Source organism: Psittacicella melopsittaci (assembly GCF_003585925.1).
GTDB classification, from domain to species: Bacteria; Pseudomonadota; Gammaproteobacteria; order Enterobacterales; family Psittacicellaceae; genus Psittacicella; species Psittacicella melopsittaci.
Map to the genome: position 1 here is coordinate 1 of NZ_NRJH01000032.1, position 26,330 is coordinate 26,330.

The following is a 26,330-nucleotide window of genomic DNA, read 5'->3' on the forward strand; positions in this document are numbered from 1 at the left end:
TTTTACTATCTAGGCTAGTTAAATGCCCACACAGATTGTCTGTTAAATTGTTAAAGAACTTTAAGCCATTCTTATGGCACTTGGGATATTATATATTATTTTTATCCCACTTGTCAAACCTTATTTATTCTTTATCCTGTTTAGCTTTTTGTTGTTTTCTACAACGCGGTCTATTATATGCATTTAAATAATTTAAGTCAACAGTTCTTTGAAAAGAATTTACAGGATTCATCCTAAGCTCTTGAAAAATCATACAAATAATTTTCACCTAAATGATAGATTAAATTTTGATGTGTCGCATGAAGTATATAATTTTTTATTTTTCCCTTTATTTTCTAAGATTCTATAAAAACCTATATTAGGCTAATAATTTTAATAATTACACACATCAACTTAATTTTTTTCTATGTGTGTAATCCTCTTATTTACTCTATTTATTTTTATTTCCCCTCTACCTCTTTCTGATTATATCTATGACCTCTATTATTATGTTTGAATCTTTATAGAAAATTATTTGCTTAAGTACTTTTATTAATTTGGTTATTGGCAAGATTACGAAATAAATAAAACCCCTTCTAATCAGAAGAGGTTTTATTTATGCTAATCATATTATATTATTTATGATCGTGACCACAACCACAGCTTGAGTTACCCCAGTATTTTAATTTAGTTGTTTTACCAACACCTGGGTTGAATGAGTTAGTTGGGTCAATATTTTTATAGTGGTTAACAAGAGGATCTTGAGCGTGATATAGGTGACCTACGTTGTGCTCAGCTGGATATTGAGCTCCTCTTGCTTTTAGAGTTTCAAGAATTTCTTCTTCAACTGCTAAAGGATCAAGTGGTTTTTTGATAATGTAATCTTGGTGGAATACGTGACATAAGAAGTGTCCGTAATATAATTTACCTGCTAATTTAGCTTCAATTTCAGCTGGTAAATGCTCGAACCATTGATCATCATTTCTTCTTAAAGCAACGTCAATCGCACAGATTCCAACTTCTTTAGGGTGACATTCACGGTAACGAATTGCTGCACCAGCAATTGAGAAACGGTGTAATCCAGCAATTTTCGCTTCATGTGGAGTACATTTGAAGTAGTTGCCGTCTTTTTTATCACCTGTTGTGAAGTAGTTAGTTAACCATTTTTCCATATCATCAATCATATCATCACCAACAACTAGTAGTAAGTGGTGTTCATATAATTTGTGATACTCTTCCATGTTTTTAGTAAGAAGATTTGGTAATAGAGCTGATAAACCTTGTAATAAACGATCTGAATTTGGAATACCAGGGATTTTACCAATTGTTCTATCATAGAATGCTTTTAAAGCATATAGTTTTGGAATATATTTAGTACCAAATTTATCGATTACAAATAAAGTATCTTTACCATATTTTTTACCGATATCATATGCTTCACGGTGAATGTACTCACCAGAAATTGGTAATCTACCATCAAATTCAGTTAATGCAGCACGACGAACGTCTGTTAATACATTAATATCATTTGCCCCAATATAGAACATTTGAGTTTTCTTAGGTTTAGCAAATGTATCTAAACGTACCGCAAATACAGCTAAGTGACCTGCAGAACCTGATGCTTCTTTTAAACGCTCAGGGTCGTTGTTATAACGTGCAGGTGTGTCTTCGTCAACTAGAACAACTTTTTCTTTATAGTCAGTAGAAGAAGCACGTTTGCTATTATCAACAATGTTTGAATCAGAGTAGTCACCGTTTTGTAATTTTTCTAGAATTACTTCTGGATCATTTGAACCAAAATCGATACCTAGGTTATTTACAAATTCGAACTCACCTTTTTCATTGATACGAGCATAACATGCATATTCAGTAAATGAAGGACCACGTTGTACTAATGAACCACCAGAGTTATTACATACCCCACCAATTACTGATGCACCAATACATGATGAACCAATTACTGAGTGTGGCTCTCTACCAATTTTAGCTAACTCGTCTTCTAGTTTATATAAAGTAGCACCTGATAAACATACTACTTGAGTTTGGTTATTAATAATTTTGAAATTATCAATTCTTAAAGTATTAATAACAATGTTTGGACGATCATAGTCGTCACCAAATGGAGTTGAACCACCAGTTAAACCAGTATTAGCTGCTTGTGAAATAACAATTACATTATTTTCAGCCGCTAGTTTTACAACTTTGTAGTATTCAACTAATGTTTTAGGACGAACTACAGCTAGGGTATCACCTTCACCGTAACGAATACCTTTACGGAAACGAGCGTTTTCTGCTGCGTCAGTAATACAATGGCTTTTACCTACTACATCTTCGACTTTTCTTAAAAAGTCAGCATAATCTTTTTTATCAAAGTTCATAGTTTTACTTTTCTTAGATAAGTTACTTTTAATAAACTACTGTATCAAGGTAACACTTAAATAACTTAATTAATTATTTTAATGTTTTTGAAGTAATTAAGTTCTCTGAGGAAATAAAAACTAAATTAACTCTTTTAAAATAATTAATCTAGTTATTTACAAATTTCAATACAAACATTCCTTTACATTCTACGCCTTTCTTTAAAAATTGTCAGAAAAATATTTTCTTTAGCTAATCTAACCCTTTGAATTACAATGATTTTATTTTCACCGTTATCTTAAATCACACATTAAATGTGAAAGAATATAACCTTATTTTTAAAAAAAATAAAAAAAGACTAAGTATTCCTACTCAGTCTTTTATTCACAGTCATTTTTTTCTTTATTAAAGGTGTAATATTCAACCCCAATTTTTATCTTATCTTTACCTACTCTTTCACGGTAAGCATTAGTATCTCTGAGGCTATATACACACCCACAATATTCTTGCTTATAGAATTCTTCTCGCTTAGAAATTTGAATCATTCTTGATGATCCACCACCTTTACGCCAGTTAAAATCCCAATAATCCACATCATCGTATGGAGCTGCAGCACGAATACCAGATCCTGTAACCTGTTCAAAGTCTTTCCAACGACTTATACCTAAACAACTTGTAAATAAGTCAAAACCATGATCATGAGCATATTTAGCAGTTACCTCAAAACGCATATCAAAGCATTCGGTACAACGACGCCCTCTTTCTGGATCCCATTCCATGCCTTCGGTACGTTCAAACCAGTCTTTACGGTTGTAATCTCCGTCTACAAAAGGGATGCCTAGTTTTTCAGCATAACGAATATTTTCTTCTTTACGAATAAGATACTCTTTTAAAGGATGAATATTTGGATTATAGAAAAAGATAGTAAAAGGTATTCCTGAAGCCATTAAAGCTTCCATAACTTCACCAGAGCAAGGAGCACAGCACGAATGCAGTAACAGTCTCTTTTTACCTTCAGGAAGAGTTAATTGTTTTCTCCCTGTCATGGTATCTAGTAAAGTTTTTACATTAACTGAATTTGTATTTGAATCTGTCATATTAATTTTATGCATATCTATGAACGCTAAGATCCACTAGAGTCTCTAATGCTTCTTTAGCATCACTTTCAGGAAAATCTGCAATTAGTTCTTTTGCTTTGGCTGCTTCTTGGAATGCACGTTCCATACAATAATTAAAACAGTCATGAGCTTGCATTCTTTCAACAACTAGATCTAGCACTTCTAGACCTTTACGTTGCATAATAATATCTTCAACTAATTGTTTATCTTCACTTGTTCCTACTTCTCTAAGTCTAATTAGAGGTAGAGTTGGTTTACCTTCAGCTAAATCATCACCACGTGATTTACCTGACTCTTCTTTTGAGCTAAGATAATCGATTACATCATCTACTATTTGGAAGCCTGTACCAAGGTAAGAGCCAAATTTAGCTAATTTTTGCTGTAACTCGATGTCTTGAGGATATTTGAGCATAGCTACAGCGTGACAACAAACCTCAAATAATCTTGCGGTTTTACTATAAATTACATCAAAATATTTTTTCTCATTTATAGTAAGGTCACCTAAATTAATTAATTGTCTAACCTCTCCTTCTGCTATCACATTTACAGCATCGGTATACAATGACATTAAAGAAGGATTTTCAAAGTGAGCAATTAACTGAAAGGCACGAGTATAGACAAAATCACCTACTAAAACTGCTGCTGGGTTATTATAACGTTTATTAGCTGTAGGTATACCACGACGCATTGATGAATCATCAACTACATCATCGTGCAGAATTGTCGCTGTATGAATTAACTCGGTTATAGCTGCTATTTTCACTCCTTGCTCTCTATCTATATCTAGAAGTCTAGCAAAAAGTAACGTAAGGATAACGCGAATTCGCTTACCACCAGAATTAATAATATAAGATGACACATCATTAATTAAATCTATGTCACTTCTTGTATATTCTATTAGCTGCTCATTTACTTCGTTTAAGCCTTCTTCAACTATTGATATAATGTTGTTTAAACTCATATTATTTCATTTTGTGATTAGCGTAAAGTTTTAATTAGTCCTTATTTGTTGATAAGGTTTTCCAAGCTTCCATTATATAAGAAATTTTAAGTTTTTTATATATTTAAAATTTTATTGCACTTTTTGCAATCTTGTTATATAATAATTGCGATTTTTTAAAAAACACAATTCTGCATCGCATAAGGATTGTAAATAAGAAGATCTAGAGATCTTCTATTTTTTCTGTTTAAGATAAAACAATATCCTTATATACATTAATTAAATTGAGTGCATAGCTAGACAAAGATCAACTATTAGATACTCAGAAAATGTAGATGCAAATCATTTTGGAGCATTATTTAAATGTACGCTGTAATCAGAACAGGCGGTAAACAATACCGTGTAACTGAAGGACAAGTTCTTTCAGTAGAAAAATTAGATGCTAATGGTCAAGTTACTTTTGACGAAGTTTTATTAGTTGCTAATGGTGACAATGTTACTATCGGTACTCCTGTAGTAGCTGGTGCTAAAGTAACGGCTGAAGTAGTTGAACAATACCGTGGTGAAAAAGTACGTATTGTTAAATTCCGTCGTCGTAAACACTCTTTAAAACAAGCTGGTCATCGTCAATATTTAACTAAAGTAAAAATTACTGGTATCGAAGCTTAATTTTTAATTATATAATCGATACAAACATTGGAGAAAGAAACTTATGGCACACAAAAAAGCCGGTGGTTCTACTAAGAACGGACGCGAGTCACATAGTAAACGTCTAGGTGTTAAACGTTTTGGTGGTGAGCAAGTATTAGCAGGTAACATTTTAGTTCGTCAACGTGGTACAGCATTCCACGCTGGTGCTAACGTTGGTGTTGGTCGTGACCACACGTTATTTGCTTTAGAATCAGGTAAAGTTGTTTTCGAAACACGTGGTAAAAATAACCGTCGTGTAGTAAGCGTTTTACCAGAAGCTTAATATTAACTACAAAAGAACCGCTTCGCTGCGGTTCTTTTTCGTATTTAGAAAGTTTTTTTATGAAATTTATAGATGAAGCTATAATTACAATTGAAGCTGGTGACGGCGGGAATGGTATTGCAAGTTTCAGACGTGAAAAATACGTTCCTGACGGTGGACCAGACGGTGGTGATGGTGGTGACGGTGGAAATGTTTACCTTGTAGCAGACAATAACACTAATACCCTAATTGACTATCGTTATATCCGAGCATATCGCGCCGAAAGAGGTGAAAACGGTCAAAGCTCTAACTGTACAGGTAAAAAAGGTAAAGATCTAATTCTTACTGTACCTATAGGTACAAGAGCTACCGATATTCACACAGGTGAAGTTTTAGGTGAACTTCTTATTCCAGGCAAAAAGCTCCTTGTTGCTAAAGGTGGATACCATGGTCTAGGAAATGCTCGTTTTAAAACTTCAACTAACCGTGCTCCAAGAGAAAGAACTCTAGGTACACCTGGAGAAAAACGTGAGTTAATGTTAGAGTTAATGCTCATGGCTGACGTTGGTCTACTTGGTATGCCAAATGCAGGTAAGTCAACTTTTATTAGTGCTGTTTCTAAAGCTCGTCCAAAAATTGCTGACTATCCATTTACTACCCTAGCTCCAAGCTTAGGAGTATGTAGTGTTAGTCCAATGCAAAGCTTTGTAGTTGCAGATATTCCTGGATTAATTGAAGGGGCTGCCGAAGGTGTTGGTTTAGGTATTCGTTTCTTAAAACATTTAGAGCGTTGCCGTATTCTTCTTCACCTTGTGGATATTAATCCGATTGACGGCTCTGATCCTGTAGAAAATGTAAAAATTATTTACAACGAATTATGTAAATATTCTGAAAAGCTAGCTGCAAAAGAAAGATGGTTAGTATTTAATAAATGTGATACTCTCCTTCCTGAAGAAGCAGAAGAACTCGCAAAACAATATGTTGAAGCTCTAGGCTGGACAGATAAGTATTACTTAATTTCAGCTGCAGCTAAACAAGGTGTAGAAGAGCTTACTCATGACTTAATGTCTTATATCGAAGCTAACCCTCGTAACCTAGAACAAACTGCAATTAATACTGAGTTTAACTGGGATAGTGAACCTGAACCTCAATTAGACAGTTGGGATGACTGGGATGATGAGGATTGGGACGACGAAGATTGGGATGACGATTCTGAAAGTTTTGAAGATGATCAACTTCTAGAAGAAGATGAACAAGACTTTGATGACGAGTATCTCGATGTATCAGATGATTTTGATGACGAGTCAGATGATGACTTTGACGATTCTGACGAAGACTTTGACGATTCTGACGAAGACTTTGACGATTCTGACGAAGACTTTGAAGATTCTGACGAAGACTTTGAAGATTCTGACGAAGACTTTGAAGATTCTGACGAAGACTTTGAAGATTACGATGAGGACTTTGAAGATTTAGATAAAAAAGAGTCTAAATAATCTTTGTTTCTCAGATAAATAATTTAATTAATATTTGCCCAATAATGCAGTTACATTATTGGGCATTCTTGTGAGGACTATATGATCCAAGAATATGAAAAAATATTTAATCACTTAAAAGAGATTACTCAGAGCTCTAGTCCACTTAAAACGGCTTATAACTATAATGCTTACAAAAATAATTCCGATTATCAGCTAGTAAATCAAGCGGTAATTGCCCGTGATAAAAATTTTGTTATAGGTACAGGTGAGACTATCTACTGGAATTTACCTAAAGACATGGAAAACTTTAAAAATGACACCCTTAATAGCATAGTTATTATGGGACGTGTTACTTTTAATTCCTTTCCTAAAGACAAGTCGGGTTGTTATCTTACCTTAAAAGATCGATTAAATATTGTAATTAGTCGTAACGCGCAAGAATATTACAAAGAAAACTTAAATAATACTAAATTTAAGCAGAATTTATTCTTTGTTGAAAGCCTAGAACAAGCTCATTTGCTCTCGCTACTGATTTTTACTCAAGATCAAAGTGTAAAAGCTTTAGAACAAAGCTTTGCACTAAAACCAGGATTAATCTCTACTATAGGTGGAGAAAGAGTCTATTTAGAGTCTTTAGATAAGGAAAATGTCCTAATCCCTTTAACTGACTTAATCCTTACTGAAGTAGATTTAGTTCTTGATACTAATGCCGAATGTAAAAAGTTTATCTTCAATGAAAAGGATTATCAAGAGAATTATAATTTACAACAAACATTTAATGGAGCAGGAGAAAATAGTGCTTACGTTAAATGCATTAAAAGACATCTAAAACTTGTGTAAATTATCAAAAATCAGGGTATAATACACACATACTTTTTTTACTTTAACCCTTAGTAACTATCAATACTACCTATTTTTATAGGGCAACGAATTAAGTGGTGATTTTGGCATACTCCTTAATTCGTTGTAGCCATTGGTAGTTACTATAATATTTAGGTTACAAATAAATGCTAAATACATATGTAAAGCAAGTTAAATATGGTAAACATACTTTAACTTTAGAAACTGGATCTTTCGCACGTCAAGCAACTGGTGCTGTATTAGCTACGATGGATGATACATCGGTTTTAGTAACAGTAGTTGCAAAAGCAAAAGTAAACGAAGGTCAAGATTTCTTCCCTCTTACAGTTAACTATATTGAAAAACAATATGCTGCAGGTAAAATCCCTGGTGGTTTTTTAAAGCGTGAAGGTCGTCCTTCAGAGAATGAAACTCTTGTAGCTCGTCTTATTGACCGTCCTATTCGTCCTTTATTCCCAGAAGGCTTTTTCAATGACGTTCAAGTAGTTGCTCAAGTAGTTTCATCAAATACTGAAGTTCCTGCAGATATAGTTGCAATGATCGGTTCATCAGCGGCTTTAGCTTTAGCTGGTATTCCTTTCAATGGACCAATTGGGGCTGCACGTGTAGGTTACATTAATGGCGAATATGTATTAAACCCTACAACTTCTGAAATCAAACAATCAGATCTTGACTTAGTTGTTGCTGGTACAGAAAGTGCTGTATTAATGGTTGAATCAGAAGCAAAAGTACTTACCGAAGAACAAATGTTAGGTGCTGTTGTTTTTGGTCACGAACAACAACAAGTTGTAATTAACGCAATTAAAGAGTTTGCTGCTGAACATGGTAAAGAAAAATGGGATTGGCAAGCTCCTGCAAAAAACGAAGAATTAATTGCAAAACTAGAACAATTAGCTAAAGCTGATATTGAACAAGCTTATACAATTGTTGAGAAACAAGTTCGTTATAACGAAATTGATCAAATTAAAGAAAGAGTATTAGCTACTTTAAAAGAAGAGTTAGCTGAAGGTGAAGAACTAAACGAAACTGAAGTTCTTAACCTACTCCACGAAATCGAATATCACGTAGTTCGTAAAAATATTCTTGATGGTAAACCTCGTATTGACGGTCGTGACTTTACTACAGTACGTCCACTAGATATTAAAGTTGGCGTTTTAGCAAGAACGCACGGTTCTGCGATCTTTACTCGTGGTGAAACTCAATCTTTAGGCGTTGTTACTTTAGGTACTAAACGTGACGCGCAATTAATCGAAGATCTTACAGGATCTTTTGAAGACCAATTCTTATTCCACTATAACTTCCCTCCATTCTCAGTTGGGGAAACAGGAATGATTGGTTCTCCTAAACGTCGTGAAATCGGTCATGGTCGTTTAGCTAAACGTGGGGTATTAGCAGTTCTTCCTTCACAAGAAGAATTCCCTTACACTATTCGTGTAGTATCAGAAATCACAGAGTCTAACGGTTCTTCTTCAATGGCTTCGGTATGTTCAGCTTCATTATCATTAATGGACGCTGGGGTACCATTAAAAGCTCCTGTGGCAGGTATTGCTATGGGTCTAGTTAAAGAAGGTGATCGTTTCCAAGTACTTTCAGATATCCTAGGTGATGAAGACCATTTAGGTGATATGGACTTCAAAGTAGCAGGTACAGATAATGGTGTTACTGCTCTACAAATGGATATTAAAATTGAAGGTATTACCAAAGAAATTATGGAAATTGCTTTAGCACAAGCGAAACAAGCAAGATTACATATTCTTTCTTCAATGAAAGAAGCTATTACAGCTCCACGTGAAGATATTAGTAAATTTGCGCCAAGACTAACAACCTTTAGCATTAATAAAGATAAGATTAAAGATGTTATTGGTAAATCAGGTGTTACTATTAGATCTATTATCGAACAAACAGGTGCTGAAATCGATATTAATGATGAAGGTTTAATTACTGTTGCTTCACCAGATAAAGATAAATCTGATCTAGCTATCAAACTTATTAAAGGTATTGTAGCTGATGTAGAAGCTAATAAAGTTTATCTTGGTAAAGTTTCTCGTATTATCGACTGCGGTGCAATCGTTTCAATCTTAAATGGTAAAGAAGGTCTACTTCACATTTCAGAAATCTCTAAAGAACGCTTAAAACACCCTTCAGATGTATTAAGTGAAGGTCAAGAAGTTAAAGTTTTAGTTACTGATGTAGATGAGAAATCAGGTAAGTTTAAACTTTCACTGAAAAAAGCAGTTAATTTAGAAGTTAGCGAGTAATTAGCTTATAGAAAGAGACACTAACAATGGTTAGTGTCTCTGATTTTTTTCACAAAAATAAAAAATCTTCTGAACTTTTTTAAAAAAAAGAGTAAAATATAGCAGAGTTGTGAATATCCACAGCTATTTTTTTAGGAGAAAACTCTCCTTAGGGGAACGACTACAGCTTTTTACTGTAAGTCTTAATTATTAATTAGTACCAATAACTTTAGTAATATACTAATTTAATTATTTAATGTTTGGTTGTACTTATATTTAGCTACTCGTTGCGTCTATTTTCTTTGCAGTACAATTATATGGGGAATAGTCCAACCGAACATATATTGGGAATCAATTTTTATAATTGGTAAAAAATGACGGATAAAACACCTTCAAACAATAATAATGAAGTAAGTTTCGAAGAACTAGGTTTACCTACTGCAATCGTTGATGCAGTTCATGATTTAGGTTTCAAATACGCTACTCCAATTCAGTCTCAAGCAATTCCTTACCTCTTACAAGGACGTGATATTTTAGGTTTAGCACAAACAGGATCAGGTAAAACAGCTTCTTTTATGTTACCACTGCTTTCTAATTTAGATCCTAAATTGAGAGCAGTACAAATCCTTGTGTTAACACCTACTCGCGAACTTGCTAATCAAGTTACACAAGCTACCACAGATTTTAGTAAATACTTACCAAAAGTAAACCCTCTTGCTATCTATGGTGGTCAATCATATGGTCAACAAATAAGATCTCTTAAAGCTGGAGCTCAAGTAGTTATCGCTACTCCAGGTCGTCTAGTAGATCATATTACACGTGAAACAATCAACTTAAACCACATCAAAGCAGTAGTTTTAGATGAAGCTGATGAGATGCTAAGCATGGGTTTTGCTGATGCATTAGAAACAATTCTATCGCAAATCCCAGAAACGGCACAAACTGCCCTTTTCAGTGCAACCATGCCTAAAACTATTGAATCTATTACCGCAAAACATTTAAAAGACCCAGCTCAAGTAAAAATTCATAAAGTAAAAGGTAATGAGCCAAAAATCGATCAATACTACTGGCTTCAATACCAATATTCACGTGACCAAGCTTTAATTCGCTTTTTAGAAGTTGAGAGCTATGACGCTGCAATCATTTTCGTAAAAACCAAACAAGGTTGTAATGAAGTTTGCGAATTCTTGTTAAAAAACGGTGTAGCTGCAGCTTGTTTACACGGTGATATGAGTCAAGAAGTTCGTGAATCAACTTTAAATGGTTTAAGAAATGAAAGCATTAATGTGCTTGTAGCTACTGACGTGGCAGCACGTGGTTTAGACATCGACCGTATTGATCTTGTGATTAACTACGAATTACCTAATGAAAAGGAAAACTATGTGCACCGTGTTGGCCGTACAGGTCGTGCAGGTCGTGAAGGACGTTCTATTTCATTTGTTGGTGAGCGTGAAAGAGCAAATTTATATGCGATTGAAAAAGCATGTAATAAAGAATTACGTGAAATTAAAGCTCCAACAAACCACGAGCTAGAATTATTCCGTAGAGCAAAATTCAAAAAAGAATTAGAATCTAAAATTAACGATTCAAATTTAGAAAACTATACTAAATTAATCGATGAGCTAATTCCTACGGACTATGAACCTAATCAAGTTCTAGCTGCTTTATTAAACTTAGCTACTGCAGATCGTAAATTAGTTTTACCATCAGAAAGACCACCACGTAATAAATTTACTTATGATCGTGAATACTATTCACGTGCAAGAATTAATGTACGTAATGGTCGCTATGATAACAACCGCTACAATGGTTCGCCAAATAAAGATCTTTATGTTTTAAATTTAGGTCGTAACGATAATATTAATGTAAAAGATATCATTAAGATTATTAATAAACACTCAGATGGTATTACCATTGGTAATATCCGTATTAACAATACTAATACTTTAATTGAGTTACCTAAAAATGTTAGTCCAGAAGTACTAGCAAATGTGTCTAAAGATAAAGGTATTAATGGTAAACCACTAAATCTTCGTCGTTTTGAGCAAAATAATAGATATCAAAACAACTATCGTCGCAATAACGATGGTGAGTACGGCAATAGAGGTGGTCGCAACCAAACGCAACGTTATTACAACAATGATCGTCGTAATAACAACGAGAGAAATAATTTTAGAAGTGAAAATAGAAGTAACTTCAAGAAAAGATACAACTAAAATTAAAAAGAGGGCTTTCGAGCCTTCTTTTTTTTGTTTTAAGAAAATTCATTTGAAAAAAGTGCCTGAACCTCGCAAAGCAATAGCGAACTAAACGTCTATATATAAATTTTTTGTTAGAATTTACGTCTAAACACTTGACAAAATAATATTAATCGTTTATAATATATCCAGAAAAAAAATTAACATTAGCAACTAAGTTAAAGCTGAGAAAAAGCAAGAATATTTACCTATAAAAATTCATGAAATTCTATAGGTAATTGACTTATATACGTAAATATAAAAAAAATATCATTAAAATTGCATTTTTCTCTTGAAAAATTCTCTGAAAGCGTTATAATTTAGTTGTCAAAAAAATAAAATAAAAATAAAAAATAAGGAAGTAAATAAATGTCAAAAATTATTGGTATTGACTTAGGTACTACTAACTCATGTGTTGCTATCATGGATGGTAACAACCTAAAAGTTATCGAAAATACTGAGGGTCATCGTACAACTCCGTCTATTGTTGCTTACACTAAAAACGGTGAAGTTTTAGTAGGTCAAGCTGCAAAACGTCAAGCTGTAACTAACCCTAAAAACACATTATTCGGTATCAAACGTTTAATCGGTCGTCGTTATGATGATCCAGAAGTACAAAAAGATATCAAAATCATGCCTTTTGATATTATCCGTGCTGATAATGGTGATGCTTGGGTAACTGCATTAGATCAGAAAAAAGCACCTCAACAAATTTCTGCAGAAGTTCTGAAAAAAATGAAAGAAGCTGCAGAAAGCTACTTAGGTGAAAAAGTAACTGAAGCGGTAATTACAGTTCCTGCATACTTTAACGATGCTCAACGTAAAGCTACTAAAGATGCTGGTGAAATTGCAGGCTTAAACGTACAACGTATTATCAACGAACCAACAGCTGCAGCTATGGCATTTGGTCTTGATAAAGTTGACGGTACTTCAAACGTATTAGTATACGACTTAGGTGGTGGTACATTTGACGTTTCAGTGATTGAAATTGATTCTTCAGATGATAACAAAACTATCGAAGTTTTAGCAACTAACGGTAACACTCACTTAGGTGGTGAAGACTTCGATAACCTAATTATCAACCACCTTATCGCTGAATTCAAAAAAGAACACGGCAACATCGATCTATCAAGAGATCCTGTAGCTATGCAACGTGTTAAAGAAGCTGCTGAAAAAGCGAAAATTGAGCTTTCTTCAACAACTTCAACAGAAATCAACCTTCCATTCATTACAATGGATATGTCAACTCAAGCACCTATCCACTTAGTAACAACTCTTACTCGTGCGAAATTAGAAAGCTTAGTTGAAGATTTAGTTAAATCTACATTCGAACCAGTAGAACAAGCTCTTAAAGATTCTGGTTTATCTAAAGGTGATATCAACGACGTTTTACTAGTTGGTGGTCAAACTCGTATGCCATTAGTACAAAAAATGGTAAAAGACTTCTTTGGTGGTAAAGAACCTCGTAAAGATATCAACCCAGATGAAGCTGTTGCATTAGGTGCTGCGGTTCAAGGTGCGGTATTAAGCAAAAATGATAATGTTAAAGGTCTATTACTATTAGACGTAACTCCATTATCATTAGGTATTGCAACTATGAACGATGTGTTCTCAGTTCTAATTGAGAAAAACACATTAATCCCTAATAAAAAATCTCAAGTATACTCAACAGCTGAAGATAACCAACCAGCAGTACAAATCGAAGTATACCAAGGTGAACGTTCACGTGCTTCAGACAACAAACTTCTAGGTAAATTCGTTCTAGAAGGTATCCGTCCAGCTCCACGTGGTGTTCCACAAATCGAAGTTACTTTTGATATTGATGCTAACGGTATCATTAAAGTATCTGCTAAAGATAAAGATACAGGTAAAGAACAAAACATCACAATTAAATCTGACTCAGGTTTAACTCAAGATGAAATCGAGAAAATGAAACGTGATGCTGAGTTAAATAAAGCGAAAGATGAAGAGTTCAAAGAATTAGCAGAAGCTAAAAACTTAGGTGATCAAATCGCTTCACAAACTCGTAAACTTCTAGAAAAAGAAGGTAGCTCATTATCATCTTCTGATAAAGCTGAAGTAGAAAGTGCAATTGAAGCAGTAGAAAAAGCTGTTAAAGGTGACGATAAACAAGCAATTCAAGATGCTGTTCAACGTCTAGAAAAAGGCTTACAACTTTTAAATGAAGCTGCAGCTAAAAACAACAGCAACAACAACGATGACGGTGTAGTTGACGTTGATGTTAATAAAGATAATAAATAATCTTTACCATTTATTGTTCGAAAGCCCATGTCACAAGCGTGGGCTTTTGTTACGTTAAACATGTATTAACCGTCGGAATCTTATGGCACAAACATATTATGAAATTTTAGGCGTAAGCCAAAGCGCTGACGAGAAAGAAATTAAACGCGCTTACCGTAAATTATCATTAAAGTATCACCCTGATAAAAACCCTTCTGAAGAAGCTGCGGAAAAATTCAAAGAAATCAATACCGCATATGAAGTTTTAAGTAGTCCAGAAAAGCGTCAAATGTATGATAGCTTAGGCCATGATACCTATATCCAAACTAATGGACAAGGATTTGGTGCAGGTGGCGGCTTCCATGGATTTGGCGGTGGCTTTGGTGGTGGCTTTGAAGATATCTTCAATATGTTCACCCAAGGTGGTCGTGGCGGAGAAGGACGCGGCAATACCGTTATTCAAGGCTCTGATATTAACCTAGCAATAACTCTTACATTTGAAGATTTATTCTTTGGTAAAACTGTAAACATTAAATACACTCGTCAAAAAGACTGTGATGAATGTAAAGGTAAAGGAACAACAGACGAGTCAGACGTAAAAACCTGTGATCACTGTCATGGTACAGGTACGATACAAAACTTTATTTTTAGTCAAACTTGTCCAACTTGTAAAGGTACAGGTAAAATTGTTCGTAACCCATGTAAAAAATGTCATGGTAATGCAACAGTATCAACTACAGAGAACTTCTCTTACGAATTCAAACACATTCGCCCAGATACGCGCTTAAGATTTAGAGGCATGGGTAATGAAGCTGGAGCAGGAACTCTACCTGGTAACCTAGTTATCCAAATTAACTTAGCTCAACATGATATTTTTGAGTTAACCAATAACTACGATTTACTTGTTACTTACCCAATTGATGCCTTTACTGCTTCTATTGGTGGTACGGTTAAAGTTCCTACTCTTGATGGAGTAGTAGATGTAGAAGTTCAACCTGGTATCCAAAACAATGATCATACTGTTATTGCCGAGAAAGGTATTTATATTGGCGACAGACGTACTAATCTTGTAGTAGTTTTCCAAGTAAGAACTTTAACTAACCTTACTAAAGAACAAAAAGAATTAATCAATAAATTGATAGAAACTATCAATCCTGAAAAACAATACGATGCGGGGAAAGCCAAAAGTAGAGAATTCAGTTTTGGTAAACATCTATCAAAAATTAAAGACTATATTAAAAAAATTCTTAAATAGTTAGAAAAAAATGTAGTAAATGCAGGCAAAAAGCTTGCATTTACTCTTTTAATTCAGTATAATAGCTAGGTATTTTTGAAGAATTAATATTCGCTTTATCTGTTATAGCATGTTAATAATGGAAGCGAACAAATAGACTCGATTAACAATGTATACTCTTCTATTAGTTATTTATGTACTTGTTGCTCTATTTTTAATCGCATTAATCATGCTGCAACAAGGTAAAGGTGCTGATGCAGGTGCGTTAGGTGGTACTGGCGCTTCAAACACTGTATTCGGTTCATCTGGTTCTGCGACCTTCCTAAGTCGCCTTACAGCAATCTTTGCTACAATTTTTATGTTAGGTGCGTTAGTAATTGCTAATATCAATACTCACCGCACTGATACACAAAGTGATGATTTACTAAGACGTATTAGCGAGACTCCAGCTCAAACGGCTCCAGTAACTCCTTCACTTCCAACTTCTGTTCCAACAGAAAATCCAACAGTTCCTACAACTCCGGCTGATAATAATAACAACGGCGGGAACTAATAAAGTTTTAATGCAGGTATGGTGGAATTGGTAGACACGCTATCTTGAGGGGGTAGTGCACATTGTGCGTGTGAGTTCAAATCTCACTATCTGCACCATTTTAAAGACTCTAGCAAAGCTAGAGTCTATTTTTTTGCCCATAAAAAATGGACTCCTAAATGGAGTCCCTTTTTTTACTCGATTATTTCACGTTTAGTGGCTATGTAAGCAACAAATGGTAAGATTATACATCCTAAGATAGTGACGCCTATTCCTGCTGTATATGAGCCTGTTAAATCAAATAGCCAACCAAAACCAAAGAGGTAAATAGCTGCTAGTAAAAAGCCAACAGAGTTTACTAAAGAAGATAATCTCGAAGTAGCTCCTGCAGTTTTAGTTTTATAAGAAAGAAGTAAAAGTAATACTGCAAGAATAAAACCAGCTAAAGCACCAAAAAGAATAAAGTCTACAACTAAAATAATGTAGTTAGTCACAAAGAACATAAGCACAGTTGTAAAAGAAAAGATAATACAACTTAGCACGAGAATACTCGTTAAATGCTTAGTGTAGCGCATTACAATTACTGGCGTTACTAATGAAGCTAATAACGAAGTAACCTGGAATATATTTACCAGAAGCGAAAACTGTCCATTGCTAATTGCCTGCCCTATATAAGGTTTAAACCAACTTAAGGCAAAATAGAAGTTAATACTTTCTATTCCTAAAGTAATAGCAATACACCAAGGAGCTAATTGCTTCCACATGGAAACTCTTACTTTATCACTATCAGCCATGAAGTTTACGGCACGATTTTCTGCCACTATTTCTTGCATTCTTGCTTTGGTAAACTTAAAGGTTGGCAAGTAGATAACAATTATTACGAGCGTAATAATTAACCAAAAAGTACCCACTTGTTGCCATGAATAGCCCATGCCTATCATGGTTAAGGCAGAAAATGTCCCTAATAAACTTGAGACAGAAATATTAGCTCCATTTATAGCATTTAAAATACCTAAATGCTGTGGGAAAAAGCCATTAATAAAAGAAGGGTAAAGAACACTTATTATCGTAACCCCTACTGAGAGGATTAAAGTACCTAAGTATAAATAAGTTATAGCACTATTAGCAAAATAGCTACTTAAATAGTCACGAATAATTATCCCTAAAACTATGGCAAACATCCCATATAAGATTGTAACTACCAGACCTAGCTTTTGATCAACTTTAGCCACTAGAGCTGCAAAGAAAGCCATTACAAAAGTGGGTAAACTTAAAAGTATGCCTTGTTGAGTTTTAGTTAAATTTAAATCATCACCCACGAGATCAACTATAGGAGATAATTCAGTAAAAGGTGCCCGCGACAATAAAGTAACAAGACACAAAGCTATTGCCGTATACCAAAAGGCAAATTTTGTTTTAAAATACATACCTAAAATTCAAATACTATTAAAAAAAGATTACTTGCCTAAGCCAAGTAATCTTTTTTTCTCAATTAACGTTTTGCAAGATAATTTAAAGGATCAACTGGATTACCATTTACACGTACTTGGTAAAAGAGCATGGTTCCATTATTGCCACAAGTATTACCCATTAAAGCAATTACATCACCCTTTTTAACTGTTTGATTTGCTTTAACACGTAAGCTTGAGTTACATGCATAAACTGTTAACATACTGTTGTTATGGTTAATGATCACGGTATTGCCGTATTTATTATAAACACCCGCAAAAATCACGTGTCCATCTTGCGAAGCAAAAATTCTGTCGCCGATAGTACCCGCAATATGGATTGAGTGATCACTACCATCTCTATTTGAATAGGTTTGAATTACACGTCCATTAGCAGGCCAAAGTAAAGCATTTGCCCCTGTCGCACGTCCTTGTGCTGCTACTGTAGGCTTACTATCTGCAGCCGAAGCTGTGCTTGTAGTAGTTGTTTGTGTCGGAGCAGTTGTAGTTTGCGTTGGTGTAGTTGCAGTTTGTGTCGGAGCAGGTGTTGGTGCAGTTGCTGTTGGCGTAGTTGTCGGCGCAGTTGCAGCTTGCGTTGGTGCAGTTGTCGTTGCAGTCGGAGCTGTTACTGTTGCTGTCGCTGTCGGAGCAGGAGTTGTTGTTCCTGCTGCAACTGGAGCTTGGCTTGAAGTTGCACAAGCATTTGGATTTAACACCACTACCGTACCTGGACTTAATACATCATTTACATTCATACGGTTAATACGAGCAACCTCTTCTGCCGAAGTTCCTGATAAGTAACCTAAGAGGTAAAAGGTATCACCTTGTTGCACAACATAGTTTTTCGCTTTATAAGAACCTTTTGTAATACGACTATAAATAGGTTTATTATCAGTTCCACGTGGAATTACAAATGGTTGTGTTGCTTCACATTGTTGCACCTGTTGCGTAACAGGAGCATTGTACGTAGTATCTGAGCTATTATCTTCCGCAGGTCTTACGGTAAAGCTTGGATTAATACTTGAAGTATCTGTCTGCTGTTGTTGAGGAACAGAGTTTTGGTTCGTAGTAGTATTATTCGAAGAACCAGCATAAGTACCACTGTTAGTGATATTGTAAATAGGAGCACTGCTCTGTGGAGCAGAACATGCGGCTAAAATACCAGCCACTAGTGCGGTTAAAGAAAGTTTAAAAACCTTAGGGTTCATTGTCTATTCCTCTAAATTATTTATATAAATAGTAAATAACTAAACCTAAAATAGCAACAATTAGTATAATCCAACTTGACTTAGTAATTATACTTTCAATTTGTTTGCGATATTTTTGTCCAAAGTAAGCAAAAAGATAAGAAACAATTAAAAATCTTACCCAACGCGAAATAAAACTAAAGAAAAAGAAAATCGCAAAGTTATATTCAAAGAAACCAAATGCGATAGAGAAAACTTTAAATGGAAGCGGAGTAAAACCAACTAAGACTACAGATAAAATCCCATGTTGATTTAAAAAGGCTTCTATTTGTTGAAATGTAGGGTTCTCATTTATGTTTTCTGCCGTTGTACTTGAGCCTGAAATTAAAGAAAACACCTGTGCCGCTATATCGTGGAAAAAGTACCCTAGAGTATAGCCCACACAACCACCAAGTAAAGAGTAAAAGGCAGCGTAAAAGGCTAACCTAAAAGCTTGGTGAGGTTTTTGCATGGCAATAGGACCAAGTAAAACATCAATTGGCACGGGTAAAATAATTGCTTCAAGAAAGCTATATACACAAAGAAAAAGATTTGCCTTTTTATGTCCAGCATAATAGGTTACGCGGTCATAAAACCTTTGCATTAATTTCATATCTATTCTTGATCCTTTTTAATTAAAACAACGGCTTCTACAGCAATTCCTTCTTTTCTTCCTGTAAATCCTAGCTTTTCACTAGTAGTTGCTTTTACTGAAACATTGCTTACTTGCGTATTTAAGCAGGCAGCAATACTTTCTCGCATTTGCACAATATAATTAGCAAATTTAGGAGCTTGAGCAATAATTGTCGCATCCAAATTTACTAAGCTATAACCATGCTCTTGAATTAATTGGTAAGTTTTTCTTAGCAAAATCTTACTATCGATTTTATAAAATTCCTGTGCCGTATCAGGAAAGTGCTTGCCTATATCACCTAAAGCTAAAGCACCTAATAACGCGTCACAAATGGCATGTAAAAGTACATCACCATCACTATGCGCTAAAAAATCATGATCATAAGGGATAGAAACACCCCCCATTTTTATAGGACCAGTTGACTCTTGATCAAATGCATGAACATCAAATCCATGTCCAATTCTTAGCATACTTATTTTCCTAAATTAAGATAAAATTGAGCTAAATCTAAATCTTCGGGAACTGTGACTTTTAGGTTATGTCTTCCTAAAAGAACAACTTTAACTAAGTCATTAAAGTAAACAACCACCGAACAATCATCGGTTAAAGAAGCAAAAATTTGTTGTTTAGACTGCTTATTTAAAGCTTTATTATACCTTAACTTTAATTCGGCTAATTTACTATTTTCAAGTTTTTCTAAACTTGGAAATACTTGTAAATATTTAGTATATTCTGCATGATATTTATCCTGCTTAATATCTTGCTCGGCATATAAAAAGAGCTTAGTTACTAAATAGTACAAGTAGAGCAAATTAAACGTTTGCGGGGTCTGAGCCAAGACTAACTTGTCGCGATCTAAGTTGTCTTGGGCATAGCTCCCAGAAATTTGCTTTACCGAATCCACTACACTAGCAGCAGGAAGAATTCCTCCTTGCACAGGTTCACCTTGTTCACTTTTAGCAAGAATTTGTTCAAGCGAATCTAATTGCTCTATATGCTTTACAATTAGATCTATATCCTCGCTTCTAATACAAGGTCTAGCTGCATCATGGATTAATACATAAGTCTGTTCAGGTTGCCAGCTCTTTTGTAAGCACAATTCCATGGCATTAGCAAGCAAAGAATATACCGTATGAATTCTTTGCCCATAGCCTAAACAGGCATATAAGTTATTTGCCTGTAAAGCTTGGAGATGATCATTTGTCTGAGAACTAAAATTTGCAAACTCAGGCAAGGCATTACAGTAAGTGTCATTTTCATTAAGAGCAACAAGAGTAGCATCTATACATTGGTGTTGGCTAAATTTCTTTATTGCTATTTCTAAAATTGACTGCTTTTTCCCTTGATAGTCTAGACTTAAGTATTGCTTAGGTACTTGAGCTTGCATCCTTGAGCCCACGCCCGCAGCACATAAAAGAGCAATATGTTTTGCCATTTATCGTTCCTAATTACGTCTATTAAAGTTTGGATTTAGAACTGGTGCATTTGGTGCAGGAACATATTTGTCAGCATTTTCTTTAGAGTAGTAAGTCGGAATAATCCGATTGTCAATAATTCTAAAGAATACTTCATCACTCTTTATATAATTCATTTGTCGACGCACAAAAGATTCATAGGTAAAGAGATTACCAGTTTTTAAAGCTTCAACTCTTTGTTGCAAATAAGCATTTTCTTGTTGGAGCTTAGTATTTACTAGCAATTGCTCTTCTACTTTTGCTTTCATATCATTTAAATAGATATAGCCATTTCTCCCAGCAATAATGCCGTAAACTAGATAGCATATAACGCAAACTAGTAGTAAATTAAAAACTCTAAGCCCCATATGTTACATCCTAAAGTAATTTAAATGCTTGCTCGGCAAGATCTAAAACATAGTCTAAGTCTTCTTTAGTATGAGCTAAAGACATAAAACTAGCTTCAAATGGTGAAGGAGCAAGGTATACTCCATGCTCGAGCATAAATTGGTGGAATTTTTTAAACTGACTAATATTAGCTTGTGACGCTGAAGCTAAGTCGGTTACTGGACCTTGACTAAAGAAGAAACCAAACATAGCCCCTACTTGGGTAACAAAAAATGGAATATTATATTTTTGTGCCCTTTCTTTTAGACCTTGCACTAAATATTTAGTGCTTTCTTCTAATTTAGCATAATTTTCTTCTTCATTTAATAATTTTAAAGTAGTTAAGCCAGCGGTCATAGATAAAGGGTTGCCCGATAAAGTACCAGCTTGGTAAACTGGACCTAATGGAGCTATTTGTGCCATAATTTCTTTTTTACCCCCAAAAGCACCAACAGGCATGCCCCCACCAATTATTTTGCCAAGAGTAATTAAGTCAGCATCAACTTGATAAACTTTTTGACTTCCTTGGAAAGCTACTCTAAAGCCAGTCATAACTTCATCAAAAATTAAAACTGCGCGGTATTGATCACATAATTTTCTTAGCCCTTCAAGAAAACCAGGTACTGGAGGAACACAGTTCATATTTCCTGCCACAGGTTCAACTATAACACAAGCTATTTGCTCTGGATTAGCTACAAATAGAGCTTCAACCGAAGCTAAATCATTATAGTTTGCCACTAAAGTATCTTGAGCTGCTCCTTTAGTTACCCCTGCCGAACTAGGAGTTCCTTGCGTTAAAGCCCCAGAGCCTGCATTTACAAGTAATGAGTCGCTATGACCATGATAGCAACCTGCAAACTTAATTAATTTATCACGCTGAGTATAACCGCGAGCTAAACGAATTGCACTCATAGTTGCTTCGGTTCCAGAAGAAACCATGCGTACCATTTCTAAGTTAGGAATATTTTGGCAAAGGTAATCCGCCATTTGCTCTTCAATAGCCGTTGGAGCTCCAAAGCTCAAGCCACGGTCAACTGCTTGTTTTACCGCTTGAGCCACTTCTGGATGATTATGCCCTAAAATTGCAGGACCCCATGAGCCAACAAAATCTATATAACGCTTACCATCTACGTCATAGAGATAGGCCTTATCTGCATGATCAATAAATACAGGATCACCATCCACACTTAAAAATGCTCTTACTGGGCTATTTACCCCACCTGGAATATGTTTTTTACTTTCTGCAAAAAGTTCTGTTGACTTATTCATGATTATTTACCAAAGCTTCTTCCTAAACGTCGCCCTAACCAAGCTTGTCCCATATCAATTAAAACATAGAGCCAAGCCCAAATAATGGTTGAAGTTAAAATAGGTAAGAAAAAGTTTTTATCAAATTGGATAAAATTATATGAAAATAACTCTAAGATAAAAATAATAATAGAGTAAAGGAAGATTAAAAAGACCGTACTAAGGGTTTGAAAAACAAAACCTATATTTTGATATAACTTAACTAGACGCTTATTAAGAAAAGTTACAATTATAAAAGCTATACTATGTTCCCCTAGATGGGATCCGCTAATACTATCGGCAAATATCCCTAGCACGAGAGCGGTAATGTATCCCACTTTACTTGGGTCTTTAATTGACCAAATTAACAGTAAAACGAGAATCCAATAAGGTCTTAAGCTCACATATTCACTTGCCCAAGGAATTGTAGTTACAACAAAACCGAGGAAAAAAGTTAAATAAATAAAAATAATGCGAATAAGATTATTCATCATTACCTCCTCGATTTAAATTTGGTCGTGTTGGATTGATCGTGTAACAGTGTTGTCTACCTAGGTTAGTATCAGCTTGATAATTTGTGTCTACTACTTGCGAAACGCCTTTGAGACGCGTTAAATACTGCGCAAAACTTAAACTCTCAGGACTTACGCCACGATATTGATAATATAAAAAGTTCGTAGTACGACTTTTACGATTTTGCTCTAAACGTTGCAAGAGCGAGTTGTGATTATACTCGCGATTATAAACTAGATTAGGTGACTGTTGCGTTGGCATAATATTACAATAAGGCCATACTGCCACCATATATCTTAAACTAGTTAAATGGGCTAAAGGTTGAGCATAAGCTCGAATAACATTATTATTGCTATCGGTAACTACACGTGTTACTTGAGCTACTGGGTAATTAGATAAAAATCTTTGTGCTAAACCTGAAGTATAAAGTCTATCTCCTACCTTTATCTCTGATTTAGGTTTAATAAACTCTACTTCTAACTCTTGAGTGTTGCTTCCTTTAAGAAGATACTGCTCTTGGTTAGACAGATTATAAACTGGCACATAGGAATTAACATCGGTAATCATTAATACACGACTTTGATTATCAGAAACCGAAATAATTTGCCCTATTAAACCATAGGCATCAAAAATATTTTGCCCGTAAAAAAGCCCGTCTTGTGCCCCTTTATCGATAAAAATAATATTATTTTTTACACCTTGCTCGGTATTAATAAGATTTACAGCCTGCATATAGGCTACATCTACGTCATTGATACCAAGAATAGCCTTGAGGCGTTTATTTTCTTCTTCGAGAGCTCTAACTCGAGATAACTCAGATTGCAGTGCTGTTACCTGACGTTGTAATTGTTCGTTAGCAGAAGTTAAAGAGCCAACATCTTTAAAATTCGGGGTAATATGGTTAACTATTTGATTAGTACCATAGTTAAATATAAAAATACGATTTGTAAAATTATCTAAATAAACTCTAAAAGGTTCTATTGTTTTAAAAACAGATAAACAAAATAGAGCTAACGCTATACACATGCAAATTAACGCACGCCATAAATGTTTAGGTTTATAGAAAATAGCATTATTCACTATGAGATATTCCGTTAATGATAAATAATAAACCACTAATAGGCTTATTAGTGGCTTATTATTTGTTAGTTAAAGATTAAGATACTTTACCAGGTGATTTTTTATCCTTGGTGGTAATTACACTTAATCCACTGTCTGTTTCAGCAGATAAAATCATCCCTTCAGAAACACCAAATTTCATTTTTCTCGGAGCTAAGTTAGCTACAACCACTACATTTGTCCCTACAAGCTCTTCAGGATTAGGGTAATGTTCTTTAATACCCGAGAAAATATTTCTTACATCACCATTACCTAAATCAACTTTAAAGCGTAAAAGTTTATTTGATTCTTTTACCGCTGAGCACTCAAGAACCACGCCTAAACGTAGATCAACTTTAGAGAAGTCATCAATAGTAATGTATTCAACTTCTTCTGGCTCTTGTTGATTTAGATTATGTTTAGCATCAAAATCTTTTTGTAATTTGTCATTTAATGCTTGTTCTTCGGCCGCTTCCTTTTTCGACTCTTCGATTAAAGTTTCAATCATTGAGTTTTCTAGACGCGTGAAAATTGGCGTAAATTGGTTAATTTGTTTACCAAATGGTAATTTATTTAAGCTTGCCCAATTTAAAGTTTCACCTAAGAACTCTTCTGCTTTTTCTACAATACCAGGAATTACTGGTTTTAATAGCGTCATAATCGCTCTAAAGTAGAAAATAGTTTGCGTACAAACTTGATGTAACTCTTTTACGCGTTCAGGATCTTTAGCAATTACCCATGGAGCACGCTCAGTAAAGTAACGGTTAGCTTCGTCAGCTAAAGCAGAAATTTCACGAATAGCTTTAGCAAAGTTTAACTCTTTATAAGCTTGACCAATTTCTTCAAACTTAGTTGTAAATGCTTGATAATTTAATGGTTCATCAAGATCTACAGCTAAACGATTGTTAAATTGTTTAGATAAGAATGAAGAAGCACGTGAAGCTATATTAACGTATTTGTTTACAATATCAGCGTTTACACGTGAAACAAAGTCTTCTAAATTTAAATCCACATCAGAAATAGATAGATTTAATTTAGCTGCATAATAGTAACGTAAAGCATCTGCACTTACATATTTAATCCATGTTTTTGCTTTGATAAAAGTACCACGTGATTTTGACATTTTCACGCCGTTTACGGTTACATAACCATGAGCAAAAACATTAGAAGGTAAGCGGTAGTTTACCCCCATTAACATTGCAGGCCAGAATAAAGAGTGGAAATAGATAATGTCTTTACCTACAAAGTGATACATTTCCATGCTGTCGTTATCAGGACGGATAAATTTATCATAATCTAGGCCTTTTTCAAGACAGTACTCTTTAAAGCTAGAAATATAACCAATTGGCGCATCTAGCCATACATAGAAGAATTTATCTTTTTTCCCTGGAACAGGAATACCAAAATAAGGAGCATCACGCGAGATATCCCATTTTTGTAAACCTTGTTTAAACCAGTCTTGCATTTTGTTTGCTACTTCAGATTGGATATCACTGTTAGCAAACCATGCTTGTAATTTAGCGTCAAATTTAGGTAAATCAAAGAAAAGGTGAGCTGATTTACGTAATTCTGGACGTGATTTAGTTAATACCGAATATGGATTAATTAATTCTGTTGGCGAATAAATAGATGAACAAACTTCACAGTTATCACCATATTGATCAGGAGCATGACAGTTTGGACACTCTCCTTTAATATATCTATCTGGTAAGAACATTTGTTCAACAGTATCGTAGAACTGTTCAATTTCTTCTTCTACTATATAGCCATTGTTATCTAATAAGTTGTAAACGTGCTCAACGTTTTCATACTGTACAGGAGATTCGGTAGAACTGAAATTATTAAAACTAATATTATATTGTTTAAATAATTCAATATAGTTAGCACGGAAATCCTCAACAAGCTTATTTGGTGTAATACCTAATAAACGAGAACGTAACATAATTGGTGTCCCATGAGCATCAGCTCCGCCAATAAATGCAACATCATTGCCCGTTAATCTTAAGTAACGTACCCAAATATCTGCTTGAGTATACTCTAACATATGACCTAAATGCAGGTCATTGTTTGCATAAGGTAAAGCACAGGTTACGAACGTTATTTTTGACATGTGAAG

At 34.6% G+C, this 26,330-nt stretch carries 21 protein-coding genes, 1 tRNA gene and 1 pseudogene; 10 read left to right on the plus strand and 13 right to left on the minus strand.

Translation table 11 applies throughout. The annotated features are described in order from the left end of the window. Positions 1-614 precede the first annotated feature (614 nt). From dld to CJP74_RS04100, 3 genes are all read right to left on the minus strand, one after another. Entirely contained in the window at positions 615-2,357 is a 1,743-nt protein-coding gene (gene dld, locus CJP74_RS04090) for a D-lactate dehydrogenase (protein WP_119496994.1), read from the minus strand. 360 nt (positions 2,358-2,717) lie between these two features. After that, positions 2,718-3,434 carry an epoxyqueuosine reductase QueH gene (locus CJP74_RS04095; protein ID WP_427909966.1) on the minus strand — a complete coding sequence of 239 codons (717 nt, stop codon included), beginning with the start codon at positions 3,432-3,434 and terminating at the stop codon, positions 2,718-2,720. A gap of 7 nt (positions 3,435-3,441) precedes the next feature. Next, positions 3,442-4,416: a polyprenyl synthetase family protein gene (locus tag CJP74_RS04100; protein ID WP_119496996.1), complete on the minus strand. Its 975-nt coding sequence runs from the start codon at positions 4,414-4,416 to the stop codon at positions 3,442-3,444. A gap of 342 nt (positions 4,417-4,758) precedes the next feature. Here CJP74_RS04100 and rplU point away from each other — a divergent pair, with 342 nt between their 5' ends. From rplU to CJP74_RS04150, 10 genes and pseudogenes are all read left to right on the plus strand, one after another. Further along, complete coding sequence (gene rplU, locus CJP74_RS04105; RefSeq protein ID WP_119496997.1) at positions 4,759-5,064, plus strand: 50S ribosomal protein L21; 306 nt, start codon at positions 4,759-4,761, stop codon at positions 5,062-5,064. Positions 5,065-5,107: 43 nt separating this feature from the next. Continuing rightward, entirely contained in the window at positions 5,108-5,368 is a 261-nt protein-coding gene (rpmA, locus tag CJP74_RS04110; RefSeq protein ID WP_119496998.1) for a 50S ribosomal protein L27, read from the plus strand. 59 nt (positions 5,369-5,427) lie between these two features. Continuing rightward, a pseudogene (gene cgtA, locus CJP74_RS04115) lies at positions 5,428-6,573 on the plus strand (Obg family GTPase CgtA); the annotation flags it as partial. A gap of 351 nt (positions 6,574-6,924) precedes the next feature. Beyond that, positions 6,925-7,665, plus strand: a complete 741-nt coding sequence (locus tag CJP74_RS04120) for a dihydrofolate reductase (RefSeq protein ID WP_119497000.1) — start codon at positions 6,925-6,927, stop codon at positions 7,663-7,665. 167 nt (positions 7,666-7,832) lie between these two features. Further along, positions 7,833-9,944 carry a polyribonucleotide nucleotidyltransferase gene (gene pnp, locus CJP74_RS04125; protein ID WP_119497001.1) on the plus strand — a complete coding sequence of 704 codons (2,112 nt, stop codon included), beginning with the start codon at positions 7,833-7,835 and terminating at the stop codon, positions 9,942-9,944. A gap of 353 nt (positions 9,945-10,297) precedes the next feature. After that, a complete protein-coding gene (locus CJP74_RS04130; RefSeq protein ID WP_119497002.1) occupies positions 10,298-12,139 on the plus strand; it encodes a DEAD/DEAH box helicase in 1,842 nt (613 codons plus the stop codon). 390 nt (positions 12,140-12,529) lie between these two features. Next, positions 12,530-14,422, plus strand: a complete 1,893-nt coding sequence (gene dnaK / locus CJP74_RS04135; protein ID WP_119497004.1) for a molecular chaperone DnaK — start codon at positions 12,530-12,532, stop codon at positions 14,420-14,422. An 82-nt stretch (positions 14,423-14,504) separates the two neighbouring features. Then, entirely contained in the window at positions 14,505-15,656 is a 1,152-nt protein-coding gene (locus CJP74_RS04140; protein ID WP_119497005.1) for a DnaJ domain-containing protein, read from the plus strand. Positions 15,657-15,804: 148 nt separating this feature from the next. After that, a complete protein-coding gene (secG, locus tag CJP74_RS04145) occupies positions 15,805-16,188 on the plus strand; it encodes a preprotein translocase subunit SecG (RefSeq protein WP_119497007.1) in 384 nt (127 codons plus the stop codon). A 12-nt stretch (positions 16,189-16,200) separates the two neighbouring features. After that, a tRNA-Leu gene (locus CJP74_RS04150) sits at positions 16,201-16,286 on the plus strand. A 75-nt stretch (positions 16,287-16,361) separates the two neighbouring features. Here CJP74_RS04150 and CJP74_RS04155 read toward each other — a convergent pair. The 10 genes from CJP74_RS04155 to metG form a co-directional block, all read right to left on the minus strand. Then, positions 16,362-17,594: an MFS transporter gene (locus tag CJP74_RS04155; protein ID WP_119497008.1), complete on the minus strand. Its 1,233-nt coding sequence runs from the start codon at positions 17,592-17,594 to the stop codon at positions 16,362-16,364. Positions 17,595-17,659: 65 nt separating this feature from the next. After that, on the minus strand, positions 17,660-18,823 hold the full coding sequence (locus CJP74_RS04160) for a M23 family metallopeptidase (protein ID WP_119497009.1): 1,164 nt from the start codon (positions 18,821-18,823) through the stop codon (positions 17,660-17,662). Positions 18,824-18,839: 16 nt separating this feature from the next. Continuing rightward, entirely contained in the window at positions 18,840-19,454 is a 615-nt protein-coding gene (locus tag CJP74_RS04165; RefSeq protein WP_119497010.1) for a YqaA family protein, read from the minus strand. A gap of 2 nt (positions 19,455-19,456) precedes the next feature. Beyond that, a complete protein-coding gene (ispF, locus tag CJP74_RS04170; protein WP_119497012.1) occupies positions 19,457-19,945 on the minus strand; it encodes a 2-C-methyl-D-erythritol 2,4-cyclodiphosphate synthase in 489 nt (162 codons plus the stop codon). A gap of 2 nt (positions 19,946-19,947) precedes the next feature. Then, the gene (locus CJP74_RS04175) at positions 19,948-20,910 is read right to left on the minus strand and encodes an IspD/TarI family cytidylyltransferase (protein ID WP_119497014.1); all 963 of its coding nucleotides are present in this window, start codon (positions 20,908-20,910) and stop codon (positions 19,948-19,950) included. 9 nt (positions 20,911-20,919) lie between these two features. Beyond that, a complete protein-coding gene (locus tag CJP74_RS04180) occupies positions 20,920-21,297 on the minus strand; it encodes an FtsB family cell division protein (protein WP_119497016.1) in 378 nt (125 codons plus the stop codon). Positions 21,298-21,307: 10 nt separating this feature from the next. Next, the gene (hemL, locus tag CJP74_RS04185) at positions 21,308-22,585 is read right to left on the minus strand and encodes a glutamate-1-semialdehyde 2,1-aminomutase (protein WP_119497018.1); all 1,278 of its coding nucleotides are present in this window, start codon (positions 22,583-22,585) and stop codon (positions 21,308-21,310) included. A gap of 2 nt (positions 22,586-22,587) precedes the next feature. Next, a complete protein-coding gene (gene mreD / locus CJP74_RS04190) occupies positions 22,588-23,094 on the minus strand; it encodes a rod shape-determining protein MreD (protein WP_222986910.1) in 507 nt (168 codons plus the stop codon). Further along, positions 23,087-24,196 (minus strand): rod shape-determining protein MreC, encoded by a 1,110-nt coding sequence (gene mreC / locus CJP74_RS04195; protein WP_119497021.1) that lies wholly within the window; start codon positions 24,194-24,196, stop codon positions 23,087-23,089. The genes mreD and mreC overlap by 8 nt, the downstream gene beginning before the upstream one ends. Positions 24,197-24,272: 76 nt before the next feature. Then, positions 24,273-26,324, minus strand: a complete 2,052-nt coding sequence (metG, locus tag CJP74_RS04200; RefSeq protein ID WP_119497022.1) for a methionine--tRNA ligase — start codon at positions 26,322-26,324, stop codon at positions 24,273-24,275. Between the last annotated feature and the right edge of the window lie 6 nt (positions 26,325-26,330).

Coding starts and splice junctions, on each gene's coding strand:
- ispF (WP_119497012.1), bottom strand. CDS start 19,945: ATGCTAAGAATTGGACATGGATTTGATGTTCATGCATTTGATCAAGAG.
- CJP74_RS04175 (WP_119497014.1), bottom strand. CDS start 20,910: ATGGCAAAACATATTGCTCTTTTATGTGCTGCGGGCGTGGGCTCAAGG.
- dnaK (WP_119497004.1), top strand. CDS start 12,530: ATGTCAAAAATTATTGGTATTGACTTAGGTACTACTAACTCATGTGTT.
- metG (WP_119497022.1), bottom strand. CDS start 26,324: ATGTCAAAAATAACGTTCGTAACCTGTGCTTTACCTTATGCAAACAAT.
- pnp (WP_119497001.1), top strand. CDS start 7,833: ATGCTAAATACATATGTAAAGCAAGTTAAATATGGTAAACATACTTTA.
- dld (WP_119496994.1), bottom strand. CDS start 2,357: ATGAACTTTGATAAAAAAGATTATGCTGACTTTTTAAGAAAAGTCGAA.
- CJP74_RS04160 (WP_119497009.1), bottom strand. CDS start 18,823: ATGAACCCTAAGGTTTTTAAACTTTCTTTAACCGCACTAGTGGCTGGT.
- CJP74_RS04165 (WP_119497010.1), bottom strand. CDS start 19,454: ATGAAATTAATGCAAAGGTTTTATGACCGCGTAACCTATTATGCTGGA.
- rpmA (WP_119496998.1), top strand. CDS start 5,108: ATGGCACACAAAAAAGCCGGTGGTTCTACTAAGAACGGACGCGAGTCA.
- rplU (WP_119496997.1), top strand. CDS start 4,759: ATGTACGCTGTAATCAGAACAGGCGGTAAACAATACCGTGTAACTGAA.
- CJP74_RS04155 (WP_119497008.1), bottom strand. CDS start 17,594: ATGTATTTTAAAACAAAATTTGCCTTTTGGTATACGGCAATAGCTTTG.
- CJP74_RS04120 (WP_119497000.1), top strand. CDS start 6,925: ATGATCCAAGAATATGAAAAAATATTTAATCACTTAAAAGAGATTACT.
- CJP74_RS04140 (WP_119497005.1), top strand. CDS start 14,505: ATGGCACAAACATATTATGAAATTTTAGGCGTAAGCCAAAGCGCTGAC.
- CJP74_RS04180 (WP_119497016.1), bottom strand. CDS start 21,297: ATGGGGCTTAGAGTTTTTAATTTACTACTAGTTTGCGTTATATGCTAT.
- secG (WP_119497007.1), top strand. CDS start 15,805: ATGTATACTCTTCTATTAGTTATTTATGTACTTGTTGCTCTATTTTTA.
- CJP74_RS04130 (WP_119497002.1), top strand. CDS start 10,298: ATGACGGATAAAACACCTTCAAACAATAATAATGAAGTAAGTTTCGAA.
- CJP74_RS04100 (WP_119496996.1), bottom strand. CDS start 4,416: ATGAGTTTAAACAACATTATATCAATAGTTGAAGAAGGCTTAAACGAA.
- mreD (WP_222986910.1), bottom strand. CDS start 23,094: ATGAATAATCTTATTCGCATTATTTTTATTTATTTAACTTTTTTCCTC.
- CJP74_RS04095 (WP_427909966.1), bottom strand. CDS start 3,434: ATGACAGATTCAAATACAAATTCAGTTAATGTAAAAACTTTACTAGAT.
- hemL (WP_119497018.1), bottom strand. CDS start 22,585: ATGAATAAGTCAACAGAACTTTTTGCAGAAAGTAAAAAACATATTCCA.